Genomic DNA, 18,315 nt, shown 5'->3' on the forward strand with positions numbered 1-18,315 from the left:
CCGCCGCTAGACTGGCCCCAAATCAAGCTGAATTGTCGATTGCACGCGTTGCACAGCGCAATTTCAGGTGTCTGTGACCTTTGTAGAACAACGTTCCATCGATTTTTCAATGATTTAGTCGACCCCGGCTGTCACTGGCGACGATTTTTGACTCGAAAAGTGACCTGAGCCGGCTCAGGGACCTCTTGCCGAATCTGCAAAAATAGTTTCTCAGCCCGAGTCAAACTCGGTTGATTAACTTCTTTTTTGCAGCGATTTGCTAAGCCTGGACCTAGTGTCCAGCTTAATTCCTAGCTGCTAGATGTTCGCATTGATGCTAGGTTTTTTTCATAATTCGAGAGAGAATCCTTGCAGAAGAGGCGACCAAGCTACACAATCGAGCCCAACATAAATAATGCTTCGAGGTACGCCTTGTCGACCAAGCCCTTTAAGGTGCAAGCAGTCGCCCGGTTGCTTGCGACCACGACCGATACGGTCCGCCGGATGGTGGATGAATCCGGCATTGAGGTCACTCGACAGGAAACAGGTCCGAGAACCAGATTGTTTTCCGTCGAGAATATCTTCGAACTCGCTCGCTATCGCGCTAACCGTCGGGGCAGGAATACAAAGAAAAAGCAGGTTGTAGCGACTGTCTACGCCCCGAAAGACGGCGTCGGAAAGACGACTCTCGCTAGTAACTTCGGGACCATCTTCGCCCTCAAAGGCCTCCGGACACTCATTATCGACCTCGATTTAAAGGCAAGCCTCACCCTTAGTTTCGGGTACGACTCAGAATTGACCTGCGAGGAAGCCATCGAGGCCGGCATCAGCCAAACGCGAATCGTCGAATACCACTTTGGCAATCTGATCCCAGACTACCCGGCAGGGCGCGTGACATTGGAAGAAGCGGTTAAAAGGCCGTATGGCGAATGCGGCCCTCACATCGTTCCGGCGGACCTCAATCTGGATCGGTTGGACACGATGCTCACGTACGAAACGATTGAAGGTCGCAATGCCGAACACATTCTTGCGAACCTGCTAAAGGAAGGGCTCGCGAAAAAAGATCGACACTTCGATGTTTCTGACTATGACGTCATCCTGTTCGATGCTGCGCCTGGGAAAAACCGAATCACTAGTGGCGCCTTGTTTGCATCTGACTACGTGGTTTCGCCTGTCTCGATGGAAAAATTCTCGACGAAGGCACTGTCATATCTTTCTAATGTCCTCTCAGAGATGCACGACCAGTTCGAGAGGAGTCCAGAGCTTATCACCATTGGTAACTTCTTCGACCCGAATAGGGTTCGCGTATTGGGTCAATTGATTACCACTGCCCGGACTTACGGTGGCTCTTGGCTGGACGCCTCGATCCGTCGAAGCGAGGACTTTGCGAAAGAGCTCACAGACGAGTCTAATCTCCCGCTCATTCTTTCCAAGCCAAACAGTCAGGCAGCGGCCGAACTTCGCCAGAGTGCTGACGCGCTTCTCAAGCGGATGGGGCTAGTTGGTTGACGTCCTCCGCGCTCCCAGCGTACGGCTGCCGCCTCATCGCGGTGGCTTGAACGCGAACAGCCACGCTGCATGCGCCGCCTCGCTAGGACCGGCGCAAGCCGAATAACGACCCTAAGCAGCCTTCTTTGAAATTGGTCTGCGCCCGTTACTTTTGTAACGGTAAGACGAGCTAGGATGAATACATGGACGACAAAGAGTTTTCCCCGGGGGTGATTTCCAATCGGCGCACGGCAATCGCGGTCCACAGGCGGTTGTGCGATGAGAAGGCGCCGATGCTCAAGCTGGGTCGGTTCTATTGCTCGATGCTGGACCGCGGCATATGGGACAGCCAGAAGGTAATGTCAACGGAGCTTGGTGTATCTAGATTCAAACTCTCTCGTACGATTGCGGCCGCTCGCCTACCCGAGGAAGTCGTGGCGCTCTTCAGTGGCCGGACCTTGGCGTTCAGGAATGTGTCATCGCTTCATGTACTCGTCGCGCAGTTCGGCGAGGCAGAGGTTATAAAGCGCGCCAGCACAATTCCTAGCGGCACGCCACTCGACGACATCTTTGCCATTCTCACAACGGGGAAGAAGGCTCCTCGGCAAGGTGTAAGGGTCAGCATCGCCGCCGGTGCCAAATATCTCAGGGTCGATGTGCCAAACATGGCGCTCGTTGCTCCGCGTGTGAATGAACTCGAAGAACTCCTTAACGCGATGCTTGGAAGCGCCGTTCGGTTTAGGGGCTAATGGTCAGCGCGCAACGGCGCGAGCCGGGACCGGAACTCACAGAAAAATGCCAGTAACACATTGCGCATGGGGCTGGCTCAACGAGCGTGAACTAACAGATTACTGATACTTATCTGTCATTTCCGAGGCAGGGTCACGCATCGGTCGTCGTCGAGTTAATTTTCCATTGCTTGCTCCCTTGAGGGCGACATATGTCGGACCAAGCACGCCGTGGGGATCTGGATCGCTGTGCTAGCGCGGCGATCTCGCTCGAGGCAGCTAACCCAAGAATAGTAGTTGGTTTGCGCAGCATTTAGCATTTCGCTGAGGCGTGCGCTGGGCAGGATGTCGGTTCGACGGACAACTTTCGGATTAGGAAACGCCGAGTGGATCGAACATTGGACTGCGAGATTCCATTCAATCCGTCCGGTTTTTCTCACCCAGATTCGAGATTTACGGCTCTCTGCCAGGCGTGACGCCGCTCACACTGGGGCCGGACCGCGCAAAGTTTACTTGATGTTTACCGACTTGCCCTTTATTCTCCGGGTTAGCCAAATATTTCGGGCCAACTCGGAAAACCTCCGGACAACTGGGATACCACCGTGACCGCAAACGACCTGCTCACTGCCAAAGTGACCGTCGATCTGTCGATGTCAATTGCTGACATCCGCGACGACCTCGCCGTGCGCGCGCTGGACATGCTTGATCAGGTACGAGCGACCATGCTCGAACCGTATCCGCGCAAGCACCCGCCGACCTTTACAGCTGCGAACATCGCGACCATGTGCGGGTTCGACAAACAGCGCATGAAGTACCTCACCACCAAGCTCGGTCTGCCGGCCGGCACACAGACTGGCGCAGGCCGCGCGAAACTGTTCTCGCTCGAGGAAGCGCTCGCGTGGATCCATGCGACTTCTGCCCGTGCGAAGCGACCCGAAGGAGCGCGCGGTCGCGTCGTCGCGTTTGCGAACTTCAAGGGCGGTGTGGCCAAGACATCGACGTCAGTGAGCGTAGCACAGAAGCTGACCCTACTTGGGCGGAAAGTCCTGCTGATCGACGCTGACCCGCAAGGATCGGCCACGCAGCTGTGCGGCTACGCACCCGACGCGGAGATCGCCGATACGGACACGTTGCTGCCGCTCATTTACGGCGACGAGCCGACGCTCCACTACGCCGTCAAGGAAACGTACTGGAAGAACCTCGATCTGATCGCGGCGTGCAACGCCCTCCAAGATGCGGAGTACGCGATTCCGTCGCACATCCTCCAGGACAGCCGCTACGAGTTCTGGAACATCGTGCGCAATGGACTGGAGCCGTTGCTCGACGAGTACGACGTGGTGATCATCGACACCCCGCCCGCTCTCTCCTACCTCACGACCAACGTGATGATGGCTGCTGACGCGATCATCATGCCGTTGCCGCCGGAAGCGCTGGACTTCGCGAGCTCGACGCAGTTCTGGCAGATGTTCGCTGAAGTCGCCGGGCGCCTGCCCAACGCCGAGTCCAAGCGCTACGACTTCATCAACATTTTCATGACGAAGGTCCGCCCGTTTGACGCATCGAAGGGCGTGCAGGGCTGGATCCGCAAAGCGTACGGCGATCGAGTGTTCCCGCTGCACGTACCGGACTCGAAGGTTCAGGCCGCAGCGCTTGGCGCTCTCTCGACTATCTATGACGGCAAACGCCTCGACGTCGATGCGGATGGTGATACCCGGATGACGGGCGAGCAGTACGAGCGACTCAAAGCGCCACTGGATGCGCTCGCGGAATTCATTGACGACCAGTTCATCAATGTCTGGACCAGGGAAACTGAGGTGACGGCATGAGCAGCAAACTCCTTGAGAAAACGGCGGCGCTTCAGCCGACGCAAACCGGGGAACGCCCTTCCCGCCCCACTGGTCCCGCCCGCAGCGCGCCCGGCCGGATGTTCGAATTCACGAACCGGATCAATGAGGCTGAAGACAAGGCCGCGGCGGCAGTGGCCGAGCTTGAAGAGGCCCGGCGGCAGATCGAGGCGCTCCAGCAGACCACGGGGAGCGCGGGCGTAGCGGAGGTCGAGATCTCCACGCTCGTGGAAGTACCGGGCCGACGCCGCAAGCTCTCTCCGTCCGAGTACGCGGAACTGACTGCGAACCTCGAAAAGAACGAGCTGATTCACCCGATCGTCTATCGCCCGCTCGGCGACGGTCGTAACGAGATCGTCTCCGGCGCCAACCGAGTGGCGATCTACCGAGACGAACTCGGTCGCACGAAGATCCTTGGCATCCCGTACACCGGCTCAGCGAAAAGCGCAGAACTCGGCGCAGCGTTCTCGAACCTGCTCGCACCATCTCTGCCCGACTACGAGAAGTACAGGCAATTTGAGCGCCTGCAGAAGGAATCCGGGTTTACCCGTTCTGACATTCTCGAGGCATCGGGCCTGAGCACCTCGCACGTCGCCCGCATCCTCGCATTCGAGAAGCTCCCGGCTGCGGCACTGGAAGCCGTGGCTGAGCGCCCCGATCGCGTGGGCGGTCATGCTGCCGAAGAGTTCGCAGCGCTGGCAGCGACCGGCCAAGCTGAGTCGGTGATCAAGGCGATTCAGGCGTTGGTCAAGGATGAGGCGCTGACACAGAAGCGGGCGCTTGAGATGGCTCGCCCGAAGGCGCCTAAAGCGACACCGCCGGCAGCCCGTAGCGTGATGGCTGGCCGCAAGAAGCTGTGTGATCTCTCGGTCCGCAACGGTGTGATCGGCATGCGCTTCAGCGGGAAGGGCGGAGAGGAAGCGGCAACGCAGTGGGCCGACAAGATCGAAGCGTTCCTGAAGGCCGAGATTGCGGCTCAGGCTGGCACTGACGTGACGGAATGATTTCCCCAATGGGGAATCCTTGTAAATCAAGGACTTAGTAACGGAACAGAGCAGGGCGGTAGGACGACAGAGATTTTCCCCAATGGGGAAACCTTTAAAATCAACCACTTAGAAACGGTGCTTGCGATGAACAGGTAACGCAGAAAGACAAAAGCCTTCGGCGCCAACCGAAGGCTTTTGCTTAATAGGGCTTGGCTGGAAACCTCGCCCGCTACACTCACCGGCTGGAAACCGGAAGAGCTTCGACACCTCGGAGTGTAGCGGATCGCGAAAGTCAGTCAAGCATTTCCAATCCATTTTTCAAGAAATGGACGACTGACATGTGCATCGCGCAACACTTCGTTGCTGGCGAGGGTGAAACTCACCCTTTTGAAACAGACACGCTCTCCACCGACACAGTCAACCTGCCGTGGGTGATCCTTCGAGCTGTCCACCAAGCATCCCGTCTGGATGGCATCCCTGCACGCGCCCGTGCCGTGCTCGCTGCCCTCGCCCGCACCGTTGATGCCAAGAAACCCTACGGCGAGATCTACGCCCGCCGGACCCTGCTCAGCGAGCGCGCCATGCAGTCCGAGCGTACGTTCTACCGCAGCCTCACTGACCTCGAAACCGCTGGCCTGATCGACCGCCGCCCGCAGCGTCGCTACGTCGACCACGGGTTGTTCGGCCGTGCGTATCTCCATCTGACGGAGCGCGCTGCCGTGCTGCTGGGGCTGGTGGAAGAAGCGGCGCCTGACGCCGCGGAAGCCCCTGCTGAAGGTTTTGTCCAGCCGTCTGACAGCGTGGCAGACGGTGCTAATACTAAGGATCTTATCCCTACTGCATTTCAAAAGAGACAACCGGGCCGGGTTGTCGAGAAAGACTCGAACCAAACCGAAACCCACCAGGCTAACCCGACGCGAGCAAAGCAAGCCAACCAACTCCCCGCCGATCTCCAGCGTCTTCGCGCCCTTGGCTTTGGTGACTTCCTGATCTTCCGTCTGATGCGGGAAGCCCGCGAAGCCGGAAAGCGACTGTCGGAAGTTGTTGAGGTCTGCTGGGCATCGCTGCGAAAAGCTACGCGCCCCATCAATTACCTGAGGGCACTGCTGGCCAGCCCGACCGACTTCGGCCATCAGCTGCGCACACGCCTCGCTGAGCAGCAGGCTGCCAAGGACGCCGCGGAGGAGCGTCAGCGCGCGGCCGCTGCCGTACGTGGCCTCGATGGCCAGACCTTCGTAGACGCCTCAGGCGAGACCCAGTATGCCGTCGGGCAGGGCGGGGCAGTGCTGACGGTCTATCGCCGCGACGAAGGCACGGCACGGCAGGCAGCAGGGGATTGGGCAACGGGCTTCGTGCGTGCTCTCGAAAAGGGACAGATTGCCCGTGTTACCGAAACGGAGAGAGTGCTTTCCAGAATCACCTGTAGTGAGCGTGTTAAGGTTCCTGTAAGCTTTGGAACTCCTGCACCCCGCGTCCTGACGACGCAAATCTCAGAGCATCTCACCCAGTTGCGACAACTCTGCCGACGCGTAGCGTGAAACACTGTTCGGTATTTCCTTAATTCGCTTCAAGCCTTTATCCACGGGGGGGTCAGCGATCGCACAAGCAAGCGTCGATGGCACTCGGCATACGTCGCAATGACATCGCCAATGCCCTTGCAATTGACGCCTTGCCGCAGGAGGTAAAGGCACTGTCGCCGGAAATGAGTATGCAGTTGGGCCTCGAACTCGTCCAGATGAGCCGAGTGCTGGGGCCTGAGAAGATGAAAGTCTTGGCTCTTGAGGCAAGCAACGCCATACCGCGACTGTCCGAAAAAGAATTTGTGGGCCACTTCCAACGGCTGCAAAGGGGGATAGCCGAGGTGAAAATCAGGAAGCAGACAGGAACAGGTCCACGACGAAGCCATCACGTCCATTCGCGGGTCGCCTGAGGTCGCGCAGCGATTGCATCGGGAAGGGAGCCAGGCCACGTGCGCGCGCCGCGGAAATCGCCGGTCGTTGAGGCGGACGGGGCACTGCGTGCGCGTAAGTTGGAAGCCAGGCGCGGCCGCCGGAAGACATGGTGAGTTAAATTGACATTACGGACCTGATGTCAGAGCCGACGCGGTTACCTTGGCGCGGAAAAGGCGTCCAGCAAAGCCCGGCGCAGTGGTCACGCGAAAGGTGCCCGTTGCACGCGCCACGTCCTGACCTCATGCAGGTTATCAGGTTCGTGAAACAATCGGAATCAAAATGCAGTTTGCATAAGCTCTTGATTTTGCTAGAATAAATGAATGAATGGCAGCATTGTTTCACGATCAATGCGATGCACCTTGCGTCGGGCGGCCTGAACCGGCGATTCCGCGCCGCAATCGCGGGTGCCGCGCAAGGATTTGTAGCAGATACTACGTTTTCTGTATGTCGGTCGGTACAGCCGGGCCGGCTAATGCCAGCATGTTTCCGTCTAGGCGGATACGGACATCAAGCGGCGCGCGGACAGTCGCCAGCCGACAAACAACCCAGGAAGCCAGCTTTTCTCTCACGTCTAAGCAGAATCCGGCACTCACCCTGACATCAGACAGATGCAGCATGTCATCGCGCCGCATTCAAGGACCGCTTTGCTACATGCGCGCATATGTCGATAACGACGAGGAGCGGTTCGCTCTTCGGCTCGGAAAGTCGGCCGACTGGACGCATCCGGCTAGCTTCACACGTGCAGGAAGCGCAGCGGTGAAGTAGGGCAGGTCCGGTGCGTTCCGTTGATCTGCAAATGTGACGCGAAGCGGGCTTATGCAGTCGGCGTTTTCCCGCAGGCCGGGTCGCTGACCCGCCGGAAATGGATCAGCCGGTACAGACCTGACGCGCTTGATCCGATGAACCGCGAGTCGAAGAGCGCACACCTGGACGCGCCAATCTCGCCGGATGTCACGCGTTACGGGATTTCAGGAGACTGCTCACCGAGAATGCGATCGGCACCATATCGCCGGGCGCGAAGACGAACAAAACCATCAGGTCGCAAGTGCCTGACACGAAGTAGTATGTCTGTGGTCTTCTTGGGCTACGCGTGAATTGTCTCAAGGTGACGTCCTTTGTGCCGGCAGCTAGATGGTGCGTGTCGAATGCGGGGCTGAGGGCGCGGCGGATTTCGCTGCTGATGGTTGAACACGGGATGAGCCTGCACACGTTGATTGTCTCGCCTAGGGCATGGAATGACAAAGGGGACGAGAGGGGCAACACGCCCAAGACAGACCACGGTCCTCTGACCGGTCGCAACCGTGCACCCACGCCCGGAGGAGAATCTTACGTCCCCGCACTTGTTTCAGACCGGGGGATGTGCGGCAGGAGAATCAGTACCGCACGACTATGCGCACGCACACAAGTTCAACCAAGCCAGGTTGAGGGGCGGGCAGACAGTGACCCTGGACATTGCAACCATTTCAATCAGGAATTCGGAATACTGTGACGGTTGTCGGTGCTCCATTCCGACGGGCCCGATAGACAGGAGTTCAGGCTGCGCCGCTGAGGCAGTTGTTTTCAGCCGCCATCGCGTGCCGGCCGCCTGTGTCCAGCCCTCAACCCGTCGATCCCGGGCACCAAAAGAACGGCCGATACACCAGCGCGCATGCCACCGGCGGTCGGGCTGCGCGTCTGCTGACTCAGCCCTGCTGGGCGAAGATCTTCCAGGTCTTTTTCTGGGTGGCGGCGTCGGCCGTTTCGTGCACCGGGCAGTCCAGACGGAGATCAGTGTCCGCCATCGACAGATCAAGCAGCATGCAGTGATGCGGCGTTTTCTTCGGGTTTCTGCTCGGATCAAGATGCGTGCAGGTCACACACATCCGGTGCGGCGGAATATGGCCTTGCACTTCCAGCTGGCGTACGGTCTTCAGCAGCGTGCGATAGAACGTCGATTGTTCTTCGTCGCGCAGCGTTCCGACCGCCTTCGCGAGGAAGTCTGGCCATTGCGTGGCGCGCCTGGCCGCGGTGCGTCCCTTTGCCGTCAGGCGCAAGGCGAGAGCGCGGCCGTCGTCAAGCGCACGGCGCTTTTCCACAAGTCCCTTGGTTTCCAGCGTGCTCACGGCATCGCTCGTGGTCGCGGCCGTCAGTGCCGTTTCGCGGGCGATTTCGCCCAGACGCATCGGCCCCTTGCGCTGCATCAGCAGCACGAGGATTTCGCCTTGCGTCGGCGTCAAACCTGCGCCTTCCGCCCACTCCCATGCCTGGCTTCGCATGGCCGTGCTGAGTCGCAACAGGCTGTGGGTCACCCGCCCGGTTGCCTGCTCTCCATATACACTTTCGCTCATGGTTTTCCGTTCGTGGTCGACAGCATGCCGTGGTCCGTCCACATCCGATATGCGATGACGGCGCACTGACAGTCTATGGAGTCGGCGTAGCCCGTACATTCGCTACGCCGACTCCCTTATCTAAAAACTGATCGTGAATCGGCCCAGCTACGCCAGGAACGTCTCAAGTCTCGTTTCGCAACCTGTGGGAACCGCGAGCTATGACCGACATCGCATGCACGCCGCGCCTTGCGAACAGATACGCGAACGCCAGCGTCGGTAAGTGTGACGCAAATACACAATTGCTAAATACTACTACGTTTATCGACATGGGAAGTACCCGCATCGTCGGTGCATCTTGCCATGTCAGCATCACGCCCGGGGCGCGGCGCACCGATGTAGACACGAATCAGAAGGCATAGAAAAATCAGGGGGCCGTTGAAGCAGTTATCGCAATCAGGTACACCGCGCTGATCAATTTCCGCCTGCGCGCCAGGACGACGAAGTGACACTCCGCCTATGTCAAGGCTTATTGAGCTGACGACCCGCATGCGCGCGCCCGTCTCCCGCCATACGTGTGTGCAGCATGAACCTTTCGCGAATGCACATGCATGCATCGCTTGATATTCATCGGAGGCATTCGATCAGCTATGTTCCCCGCAGCGAACGGCTGCAGCCAAAGACGCCTTTTCCATGAACGGTCGAACGGCCTACTATGACGCGTCTCGGAAACTATTCCTCTTTGTGCGTTCTTCAGTTGGCGAAGCACCGCACAATTCACGCAACTAACGATCTGTGCCTTACCCGACGATGCCTTCGCTTCGCCACCAACGGCCGGCACGAAAGGCGCTGTACCGCCCGGTGTTTCCTGCCCAGCCATCGCAGGTTCGTGCGCGACGAAAGCGAAATGCGCTAAGGTGTCGGTGCTGTCCGCACACGGACGTTTCTCAAGGATGACGAATATGAACAAACAGGAACTGATCGACGCGGTTGCGAGCGCCACGGGCGAAAGCAAGGCGACTACGGGCGCTGCCATTGATGCGGTGCTGGATTCGATTACGCAGGCTGTCACGCGTGGTCATACGGTGCAGCTTGTCGGTTTCGGGTCATTCTCGACGGGCGCACGTTCGGAACGCACGGGCCGCAATCCGGCGACGGGTGAAACCATCACGATCGCCGCGGCGAAGACCGTGAAGTTCACGGCGGGGAAGGCGTTCAAGGATGCGGTGAACACAGCCTGACGCCGTGCGTTGAACTCGTGCCGGAGATCGTGGATGTCCTGTACGAGACGTGTGCATGAAGGCGGACCCGGCGCCCGCGTCGATGCGCCCTTGCCCGCGGTTTTGCAATGACGCTCGCACAACATCTTGCACGAGTGATGTCGCGACTGACTGTTGCTGCGTCAGATCAGGGCAACGGCCCCTTGCACACCAGGTGGCAAGCGATAACTGCTATTGCGCGGCTTGAACGACCATAATGCGCGTTGCTGGCCAGGCGTCGTCACCCCGGTGCGCACGCCAGTGTGCAGTCGATAAATGCCCGGGCACTACGTACCGAGCGAGAGATTCGCGGATCGCAGTCATATCGCACCTCCCGCCGTGGGCCATGAGCAGGCGACGCCGCGCAGGTCCTCAAACGCGACCTTTGCGTAGATAGCGGTACTGTCCTGTGAGCGGTGCCGCAAGACCTCGGCGATTTCCGCCATCGAGGCACCGTGGCGAATCATTGTCGTCGCCGACGGAACAGATGTGCGGCGCCCCGGCAAGAGGGGCGGAAACCGGCACGCGCGAAGGCCAGATGAACAATCTTGCCAATCGCCGCCGGACCCGCCAGACCAACCCGAGGCGCCAATCTGCGAAGAAAGACCCGCCGCGAAGCGCTCGCCCCACGACCATCGCGAAGTTACATTGCGATTGCTTCTCCAACCTCGAATGGCAAGGGGACATGCTCGACCATCTGCCCCTTGCCATGAACAACGAGCTCCCCCGAACGCCAAAGAATGTCGTCGAGCTCGATTGCGACGATTTCTCCGGCACGTAGACCGAGCCGCGCCAACAACAGCAGGATTGCATAGTCACGGCGCCCAGTCGGCGTCGACCGGTCTGGAGATGCAATGAGAGCTTCTTGCTGCTCAGGCGTGAGGAACGTCGGCACAGTCGACTGTCGCCACTTACGAACCGAGGGCACTGACTCATACAGGTCTCGGGCCGTATCGCCGCGCAGAAAGAGGAAATGGCAGAACGAGCGAAGCGCAACTGCCATCAGCCGCGTGTACTCCGCCGATCGACCTTTGCTGCGGGCAAGAAGATGATTCCGGATCGTTACCGCGTCAAATGCATCGGGCTATATACTTCCGTCGCCGGCCGCGTGGCTGTCGAGAAAGTCGCGAATGAAAGGCCCGTAGACAAGCAGCGAGTTCTTCGCGAGTCCACGATCGTGCTTCAGATGATCCAGGTATCGGCCATAGATGTGCGCAATCGCGGGCTGGCCGCCCAACGTCGGCGAGCGCATGATGGCTTCGGCGCGCAGATATGCGAGAAACTGCCGTAATGTGGGACGCGCACGCTGGACGTGGTCTCGTGATGCGTCGATCGTGCGCTTCATAAAACGAGCCATGGCAGACTCATCGAGATCAATCAGGTCGATGTTCCTGTTCTTCATCCACCCAGAGAACGCACACAGGACCCTTCGTTTCTTGCGCAGCGTTACCTCGGAATAGTGTGCCACCCGTAGACGATCAAGAAATGCATCGATGTGATGGGCCGGCAGCCCGCCGGATTCGCTGACTGTGCGTGTCGCCTTCATCTGATCTCTCCTGGCCAGCGCGATCGCCAGCCTGAGAAATCATACGGTTATGCCGACACAGCGATCATGATAGGCGATACCCACCGCCACGCGCATGCGTGACGCGGCATAATCGGGAAGTCGGCCTAATTGGCTGGAAAATCAGATTCGTCCATGGGCCTTGGGAAGGGCGAACTGGCTCTTCGCGGGCTCTTTGCGTGCGGGGCAACGTGCAGCCGCAATCATGCGGCCTGATTCGATCAGCGCAGCTCAACGGCCATGATCCATACGTCTACCTCAAAGACGTACTGAACCGCTTGCCCACGCATCGCGCCGACGACATCGCTCAGCTATTGCCTCATCGCTGGGCGCCGATCACCGCCTGATCGCCAGCGGGCACTCCCCGGGGTGCCATTGCCGGGCGCTTACGGTTCAGGCGACGCGCGGCCAGCCAGATACCGAACCCGTCATACACGAGCACCTTTATACGCGTCGAGTGCTTATTGGCAAACAGATAGGCGTGGTGCGGTCGCGCCGCGCCGAACACCTTCACGACACGCGCCAGGATCGTGTCGATGCCCGCGCGCACATCGATGGTCTCGGTCGCCAACCAGATCGCGTCGATACGGATCATCGCAGCCACCCTTGCAACCAGGCTGCGCAATCGGCCGCCGCGCATAGCGGCCAGCGTACGGTCACAGTCGCCGCCCCGCGGCGCACCTCGATCTGGATCTCCGTCGAAACGACTGCCACGCCCGGCGCCTCCACCTGCAGTGGAACAAACTCCGCCAGCGGCACGCTCATCGACTGGCAAGGCTCCCGCGCGGCGTCTGTTCCTCCTGCGCGGCCACCCATCGACGCAGCAAATTCGCATTCAACTGGTAATGCAGCGCGACTGCGGCGATCGACACGTTCGGCTGCATCGCCGCATCACCTTCTCCTTGAACTCTTTGCAGTGGCGGCGTCGCCGTGTCGGCTGCACCACTTCCGAAATCGCTTCATTCTCGTCCATAGCGTACACGTGTCCATTTAAAAATGGACTGACCCCCGAAGGTTGGACATTACTTCGGGATGTTCATGGCAAAATACACATTGCAGACGAAGCTGTCCGCCGTCGAAGATTACTGCTCCGGGCAATCAGGACTGAAGGTCGTCGCCAATCGCCACGGCGTAGACGTTTCGTCCCTGCGCCAGTGGGTCGCATCGTATAGGGCGCGCGGGGCTGACGGTCTCCATGAAAAAGCTCGCAGTTCCTATAGCGTAGAGTTCAAGCTTGCAGTGTTGCAGCGCATGCAGGACGATGAGTTGTCGTATCGTCAGGTCGCTGCAGTGTTTGATATCCGTCGATTCGACATTGTCGGCCACTGGAAGCGTCAGTATGACAACGGCGGCGTTGAAGCCCTATCGTGGGGCGCCGCCGGACGAAAGAGAACAATGACAAAGCAGTTGAATCAAGAATCTAAAGCTCATCCACGCGATGACGAAAAACGCAGCGCTGCAAGAAAAGCGCAGGTCGTGCTTGAGCTAAGGCAAGAGTATCCGCTCGCTGATCTACTGCAAATAGCCGGTCTTGCACGCAGCACCTTCTACTACCAGCAGAAAGCGCTGCAGATGGCCGACAAGTACGCAAGTCTGAAAGACAGGATCCGGTTCGTCTTCGATCAGCACAAAGGAAGGTACGGCTATCGGCGTGTTACGGCTGTGATCCGGCAGGAAGGCAGGCGAATCAATCACAAAACCGTGCAGCGTTTGATGGGCGAGTTGCAGCTGAAATCGTGCGTGCGGGTGAAGAAATACCGCGCCTATAGAGGTCAGATCGGGCATGTCGCGCCCAACGTGTTAGAGCGCAACTTCGCCGCGCAGCGACCCAATGAGAAGTGGGTAACGGATGTGACGGAATTCAATGTGAGCGGCCAGAAGTTATACCTCTCGCCGATCATGGACCTTTACAATGGCGAGATCGTCGCATACGAGACTGCCAGGCGGCCGTTGTTCAACATGGTCGGGTCAATGCTACGAAAAGCGTTTGACCGGCTGGGAGCGGACGAAAGACCAATCCTTCACTCTGATCAAGGCTGGCAATACCGGATGCCCGACTACCGTCGTCACCTCGAAAATCGTAAAGTGACGCAGAGCATGTCGCGCAAAGGTAATTGCCTGGACAACGCAGCAATGGAGAGCTTCTTTGGCACACTCAAAGCCGAGTTCTACCATGTCAACGAGTTCAGCAGTATCGACGAACTGCGGGCGGGCGTGGATGACTACATTCGCTACTACAACAACGATCGCATAAAGCTAAAACTGGGAGGACGGAGTCCTGTTGAATACAGGATCCAGTTCGACCAAGCATAGTCGCCAACCGTCCAACCTTCGGGGGTCAGTCCAAAAATTGGTAGACACGATCGTCGCTTTCGTCACCCGCATGATCAAGGTGACATCGCCGGGTGCTTACACAGAATACTAGGCCGGCGAAACCGGAGCCGTGAGCAGGAACGGCGACGCCGGAATTCGTTCCCGTGGTTGCGACGCCCGCGGCCGTTTGCACGCCAGTGCGGCCCGCAGCACCGGCAATGGCGATTGCGCTGCACGTGCGTTTTCCCAACGGAGTGCAGTTCGAACTGGGCGAAGCCCGACTGGAGGAGTTGTCGACGATCTTTCAGATGTTGGGGAGGCTACCGTGTTCCGGTTCGACCATGGGCTGAAAGTTTACCTGCACCGCGAGCCGGTCGATTCAGGATGGGCATAGCCGGACTGTCGATTCTGGTTGAACAGGCGATGCAGCTCAATCCGATGGACCGAGCGCTTTATGTCTTTGGCAACCGCCGTCGCGACCGGATCAGGATCCTGGTTGGCAGGACAACGGTTTCTGGCTCCTGATGAAAAAACTCGAGGCGGACCGCTCTATCTGGCCAGTCGAAGCGCAGATCGTCACGCTGGATGTCGACCAGTTGCACTGGCTTCTGGAGGGCAGCAATCTTGCCGCGATAAGAAGGCATCCCCGCCGATATTATGCGCGGGTCAGCTGAACGGAATGACGGCATGTGCCGTCCAAGTGCTCATGTCGATTCACGTTACCGTCACCGCCGATGAACTGAAGCAGCTGCTCGTCGAGCGCGATGCAGCGCTCGAACTCCGACAGGAGCGTGACGAACTGCGCAGCGCCTTGCGGCTTATGGCGGCAGAGCGCGATCTCGCTGAAGAGCGACTGAAGGCTTATCGCCGCGAACTGTTTGGGCGCAAAGAGCGAAGCGCGCAGCTCCCACCGGCTGGGCCTGTTCAATGAAGGTGAAGCGTTGGCGGCAAACGCTCCTGCACAACGGGCGCAGGAAGATGAACCGGTCACGAAGGTCGCCGCACATGCGCGCAAGAAGCGTGGTCGCAAACCCCTCGTCCCATCGTTGCTCTGCACGGTAGTTCGTCACGAATTGCCAGAGTCGGAACGGTTCTGCGATCACGACGGGCACGCGCTGGTCGAGATTGGCGAGGAAACCAGCGAGCAGATCGGTGTGATCCCGGAGCAGGTTCACGTCATCCAGCACCAGCGTGTCAAGCATGCGTGCCCGTGATGCGACCTGGGGATCAAGGTTACGCCACCGCCGCCGCGGATCGGTTTGATGTTGGATGACAAGACAAAGAATCAGTGACAAGCCTATACCCCTCGCTTTCGGATGACAGGTTTTGTTAGCGAGTCTTAGGCATCTGGCGTTGCTCGCGCGACTGCGCGGATATGATGCGATCGACTGGCGCCGCGCGAGCATCGACGGTGCGAGCGTGAGCACGATGCGATACCGCCGGTGCCAGGCATACCCGGATGTCCACGGTGGCGACAAGGTGCATGCCGACAAGGGATACGACTCGGCGCATTGCGGGGAGTCGCTGCAGCGACGCGGCATCACGGCACGTATCGCTCGCCGTGGCGTCGAGAGTAGCGAGAGGCTCGGTCGGCATCGCTGGGTTGTCGAGCGGACCCACGCCTAGCTTGCCGAATTCGTCAAGCTGCGTATCGGGTTTAAGGGAGCTCTCGATACTCATGTCGCGTTGCTAACTCGCTAGCGCCGATTCAGTGAACTGCCCACGCGGGATGGCTCAGACCTTCAGCCACTCATTGGAACGGCGTCGTTTCTCGACCTATACAAAAAACTGCTGAATGTTCGCTGCCGCTCGGCGTTCAGGAGATCCGCCGCTTACTGCGTCGTCTGATATGGCGAACGCCTTACTCCATCGAACATGTGATGTCGTGGTCAATAGCGCCGTCGCCATCAGTGCCGTGCCAGGCAGTGCCAATTACCGGCGACACGCCGGCGTGCCTCCACGCTACGGAGCACTTAAGTTCGTTTTGCTACAAACGCGTCGCTTTGTCGGGAAGCTGACGTTGCGGACCTCGGTCTTCGAGGTTTCGCGCAAGCACCAGAAGTTCCGGTTTACTGAGGATTCCGCGGCTTCGCGTCAACATGGCACAAAAGCTGCGCGATAGACGTCCGCGCAGCCACGCTCCGGCCTATGTGTGTGATTCAACGGAATGAGACCATGCAGCACCGCAGGCTGAGGACATGATCGCGGCTTTCAGACTTGATTCCCGACCCTGGGTTCACCTTATACGTCAATGGAGTACCACAATGTCTCAACTTCGGAAAATCGCCTTCTACGGCAAAGGCGGGATCGGCTGTCCTCGTCGTTGCAGAACACGCTCGCGGCGCTGAGCGACCGCGAGCGGAAGAAAAACCTCATTCTCAGCTGCGATCCGAAGGCAGACTTGCCCAATCCTGCACGCGAAGGCTTCAGGAGAAGGACATGGTGTTCGGCGGTGACAGAAAGCTCGAGAAGATAATCGACGAGATCCAGGCGCTGTTCCAGCTGAACAAGGGTATCTCGATCCAGAGCGAGTGTCCGATTGGTCTCATCGGTCATGACATGGAGGCAGTCTCGAATAAGAAAAGCGCGCGGTACTGAGGGCACGCGATTGTGCCGGTGCGCTGCGATGGTTTTCGCGGTGTGTCGCAGTTACTTGGATATCCTCTCGCGAACGACGCGATTCGGTCTGTCGTGTTCGATCAGGCCGCTCCGGACAGGCGGCCGGCAGGACGGCACGCCGACCTCCGACCACGTGACCGGCTACGGATTTGAGAGGTGCTCAAGCCGGCGCCGCGGAACCTCGTCGGCTTGAGCGTCAAGGAGAAGTTCGTGCTGCAGAAGATGAGCGTGCCGTTCCGCTAACTTGGATTATTCGGGCTCCTATCACAGACACGCCGGCTTTGCGATCGAGCCTAGCGAAGGCGTCGTGAAAAACAGCTTCGTGAACGCAGCAGGCTTAGCAATCGCGTACGGCACCGACCACCGGCTATTCAGATTAACGACTCGGGACTAATCATGACTCGATCCGCCGAGAAGATTCTCGATCACGAACTGCTCTTTCGCAACAAGAAAGAAAGTCGCGAGTTCAATCATCTTGACGACTTCGTCAGCAGACCGTCGAATGGTCGAAATCCGAAGAAGAACTCGCTTTTCCATCTTTCTGATATTGAAAACCTGAATCGACCGAATTTATAACCCCACACGAAGGAGCATTTGATGAGGCATGCGAGCCGATTAATTTGCGCGCGCGGATGGCTGGCACAGGCTGCGCATTTTGTTGACCTGTCGTCCCGTCGGCGTCGTAACAGCGTTGTGCGGAAAGGATCAGCCACAGTCGCGCAGGCGGAGCCACCTTCCAAAAGAGGGGCTCCCATGTGTCTTGCGGCCAATCCTGCTTCCCCTCATCAGGCCGGGCACACGATCTGGCTCGACGAGCGCTCGTTCTGCCTCTACGTTCCGATGGAGGCAGGGGATGCCGAAGGAGGGCTCATCGTGTGGGCGGACCGGCTGCGTACGCTCGGTCTCGCGTCGGTCGTAACGGCGGTCCGCGAGCCGTCGCATGATAGCGTGGACGTCCTCCATGCCGGCTGCGACCCTGGTGTGGCCGAGGCCGAACCATATCTCGAAATCCTCGTCGGCGGCGAGACCGGCGCTTTTCTCCACTATCGAGGCGACGAGATCGAGGACGAACTGTCCGCATTGCGAGAGATACTTAACCGCCGCAGTTGTGCTCGCCGTGCGTCGTCCTGACGTGTCGTTGCCCAAATTCCACTATGCGGGCGTATGCGGCGCCGCGTGCCCGCCCGTCTTCGATAAGGAGGTTGTCGCTATGTCGAACTAAATTATCTCGAGTCAGACGTCCCTTTATCAACAATGGGTGCAGAGCCTGAATGACT

At 58.8% G+C, this 18,315-nt stretch carries 13 protein-coding genes and 5 pseudogenes; 14 read left to right on the forward strand and 4 right to left on the reverse strand.

From position 1 onward, the window contains the following. Positions 1-411 precede the first annotated feature (411 nt). The 6 genes from AB4Y32_RS28920 to AB4Y32_RS28945 all read left to right on the forward strand — a co-directional run bounded on the left by AB4Y32_RS28920 (position 412) and on the right by AB4Y32_RS28945 (position 6,955). Positions 412-1,488, forward strand: coding sequence for a ParA family protein (locus AB4Y32_RS28920; protein ID WP_368724608.1), 1,077 nt, complete (start codon positions 412-414; stop codon positions 1,486-1,488). 182 nt (positions 1,489-1,670) lie between these two features. Next, positions 1,671-2,216: a hypothetical protein gene (locus AB4Y32_RS28925; protein WP_368724609.1), complete on the forward strand. Its 546-nt coding sequence runs from the start codon at positions 1,671-1,673 to the stop codon at positions 2,214-2,216. A 581-nt stretch (positions 2,217-2,797) separates the two neighbouring features. Next, a complete protein-coding gene (locus AB4Y32_RS28930) occupies positions 2,798-4,021 on the forward strand; it encodes a ParA family protein (RefSeq protein WP_368724610.1) in 1,224 nt (407 codons plus the stop codon). Continuing rightward, positions 4,018-5,043 (forward strand): ParB/RepB/Spo0J family partition protein, encoded by a 1,026-nt coding sequence (locus tag AB4Y32_RS28935; protein WP_368724611.1) that lies wholly within the window; start codon positions 4,018-4,020, stop codon positions 5,041-5,043. Before AB4Y32_RS28930 ends, AB4Y32_RS28935 begins: the two co-directional genes overlap by 4 nt. Positions 5,044-5,363: 320 nt before the next feature. Further along, on the forward strand, positions 5,364-6,563 hold the full coding sequence (locus tag AB4Y32_RS28940) for a hypothetical protein (RefSeq protein ID WP_368724612.1): 1,200 nt from the start codon (positions 5,364-5,366) through the stop codon (positions 6,561-6,563). A 77-nt stretch (positions 6,564-6,640) separates the two neighbouring features. Next, positions 6,641-6,955, forward strand: coding sequence for a hypothetical protein (locus AB4Y32_RS28945; protein WP_368724613.1), 315 nt, complete (start codon positions 6,641-6,643; stop codon positions 6,953-6,955). A 1,704-nt stretch (positions 6,956-8,659) separates the two neighbouring features. Here AB4Y32_RS28945 and AB4Y32_RS28950 read toward each other — a convergent pair. Next, positions 8,660-9,304 (reverse strand): MarR family winged helix-turn-helix transcriptional regulator, encoded by a 645-nt coding sequence (locus AB4Y32_RS28950; RefSeq protein WP_368724638.1) that lies wholly within the window; start codon positions 9,302-9,304, stop codon positions 8,660-8,662. Between the two features lie 905 nt (positions 9,305-10,209). On the opposite strand from AB4Y32_RS28950, the gene AB4Y32_RS28955 reads away from it, so the two are divergent. Then, the gene (locus AB4Y32_RS28955) at positions 10,210-10,524 is read left to right on the forward strand and encodes an HU family DNA-binding protein (RefSeq protein ID WP_368724639.1); all 315 of its coding nucleotides are present in this window, start codon (positions 10,210-10,212) and stop codon (positions 10,522-10,524) included. 661 nt (positions 10,525-11,185) lie between these two features. Here the strand turns inward: AB4Y32_RS28955 and AB4Y32_RS28960 are convergent. Together AB4Y32_RS28960 and AB4Y32_RS28965 are read right to left on the reverse strand one after the other, a co-directional pair. After that, complete coding sequence (locus tag AB4Y32_RS28960) at positions 11,186-11,545, reverse strand: tyrosine-type recombinase/integrase (RefSeq protein WP_368724614.1); 360 nt, start codon at positions 11,543-11,545, stop codon at positions 11,186-11,188. A gap of 81 nt (positions 11,546-11,626) precedes the next feature. Next, entirely contained in the window at positions 11,627-12,088 is a 462-nt protein-coding gene (locus tag AB4Y32_RS28965; protein ID WP_368724615.1) for a site-specific integrase, read from the reverse strand. A gap of 127 nt (positions 12,089-12,215) precedes the next feature. On the opposite strand from AB4Y32_RS28965, the pseudogene AB4Y32_RS28970 reads away from it, so the two are divergent. Next, positions 12,216-12,453, forward strand: a pseudogene (locus tag AB4Y32_RS28970) (transposase domain-containing protein); the annotation flags it as partial. Here AB4Y32_RS28970 and tnpB (AB4Y32_RS28975) read toward each other — a convergent pair. Next, positions 12,426-12,701, reverse strand: a complete 276-nt coding sequence (tnpB, locus tag AB4Y32_RS28975) for an IS66 family insertion sequence element accessory protein TnpB (RefSeq protein ID WP_368724616.1) — start codon at positions 12,699-12,701, stop codon at positions 12,426-12,428. The pseudogene AB4Y32_RS28970 and the gene tnpB (AB4Y32_RS28975) sit on opposite strands and share 28 nt — an antisense overlap. Before the next feature lie 443 nt (positions 12,702-13,144). Here tnpB (AB4Y32_RS28975) and AB4Y32_RS28980 point away from each other — a divergent pair, with 443 nt between their 5' ends. From AB4Y32_RS28980 to AB4Y32_RS29005, 6 genes and pseudogenes are all read left to right on the forward strand, one after another. After that, positions 13,145-14,419 carry an IS3 family transposase gene (locus AB4Y32_RS28980; protein ID WP_368724617.1) on the forward strand — a complete coding sequence of 425 codons (1,275 nt, stop codon included), beginning with the start codon at positions 13,145-13,147 and terminating at the stop codon, positions 14,417-14,419. 423 nt (positions 14,420-14,842) lie between these two features. Then, positions 14,843-15,093: pseudogene (gene tnpB / locus AB4Y32_RS28985) on the forward strand (IS66 family insertion sequence element accessory protein TnpB). A gap of 32 nt (positions 15,094-15,125) precedes the next feature. After that, positions 15,126-15,630, forward strand: a pseudogene (locus tag AB4Y32_RS28990) (IS66 family transposase zinc-finger binding domain-containing protein); the annotation flags it as partial. A gap of 265 nt (positions 15,631-15,895) precedes the next feature. Then, positions 15,896-16,120: pseudogene (locus AB4Y32_RS28995) on the forward strand (transposase); the annotation flags it as partial. 714 nt (positions 16,121-16,834) lie between these two features. After that, positions 16,835-17,143: pseudogene (locus AB4Y32_RS29000) on the forward strand (nitrogenase component 1); the annotation flags it as partial. A gap of 648 nt (positions 17,144-17,791) precedes the next feature. Further along, positions 17,792-18,169, forward strand: a complete 378-nt coding sequence (locus AB4Y32_RS29005; protein WP_368724618.1) for a hypothetical protein — start codon at positions 17,792-17,794, stop codon at positions 18,167-18,169. Positions 18,170-18,315: the final 146 nt, after the last annotated feature.

The sequence above is a fragment of the Paraburkholderia phymatum genome (genome assembly GCF_040965635.1).
GTDB lineage: Bacteria > Pseudomonadota > Gammaproteobacteria > Burkholderiales > Burkholderiaceae > Paraburkholderia > Paraburkholderia phymatum_B.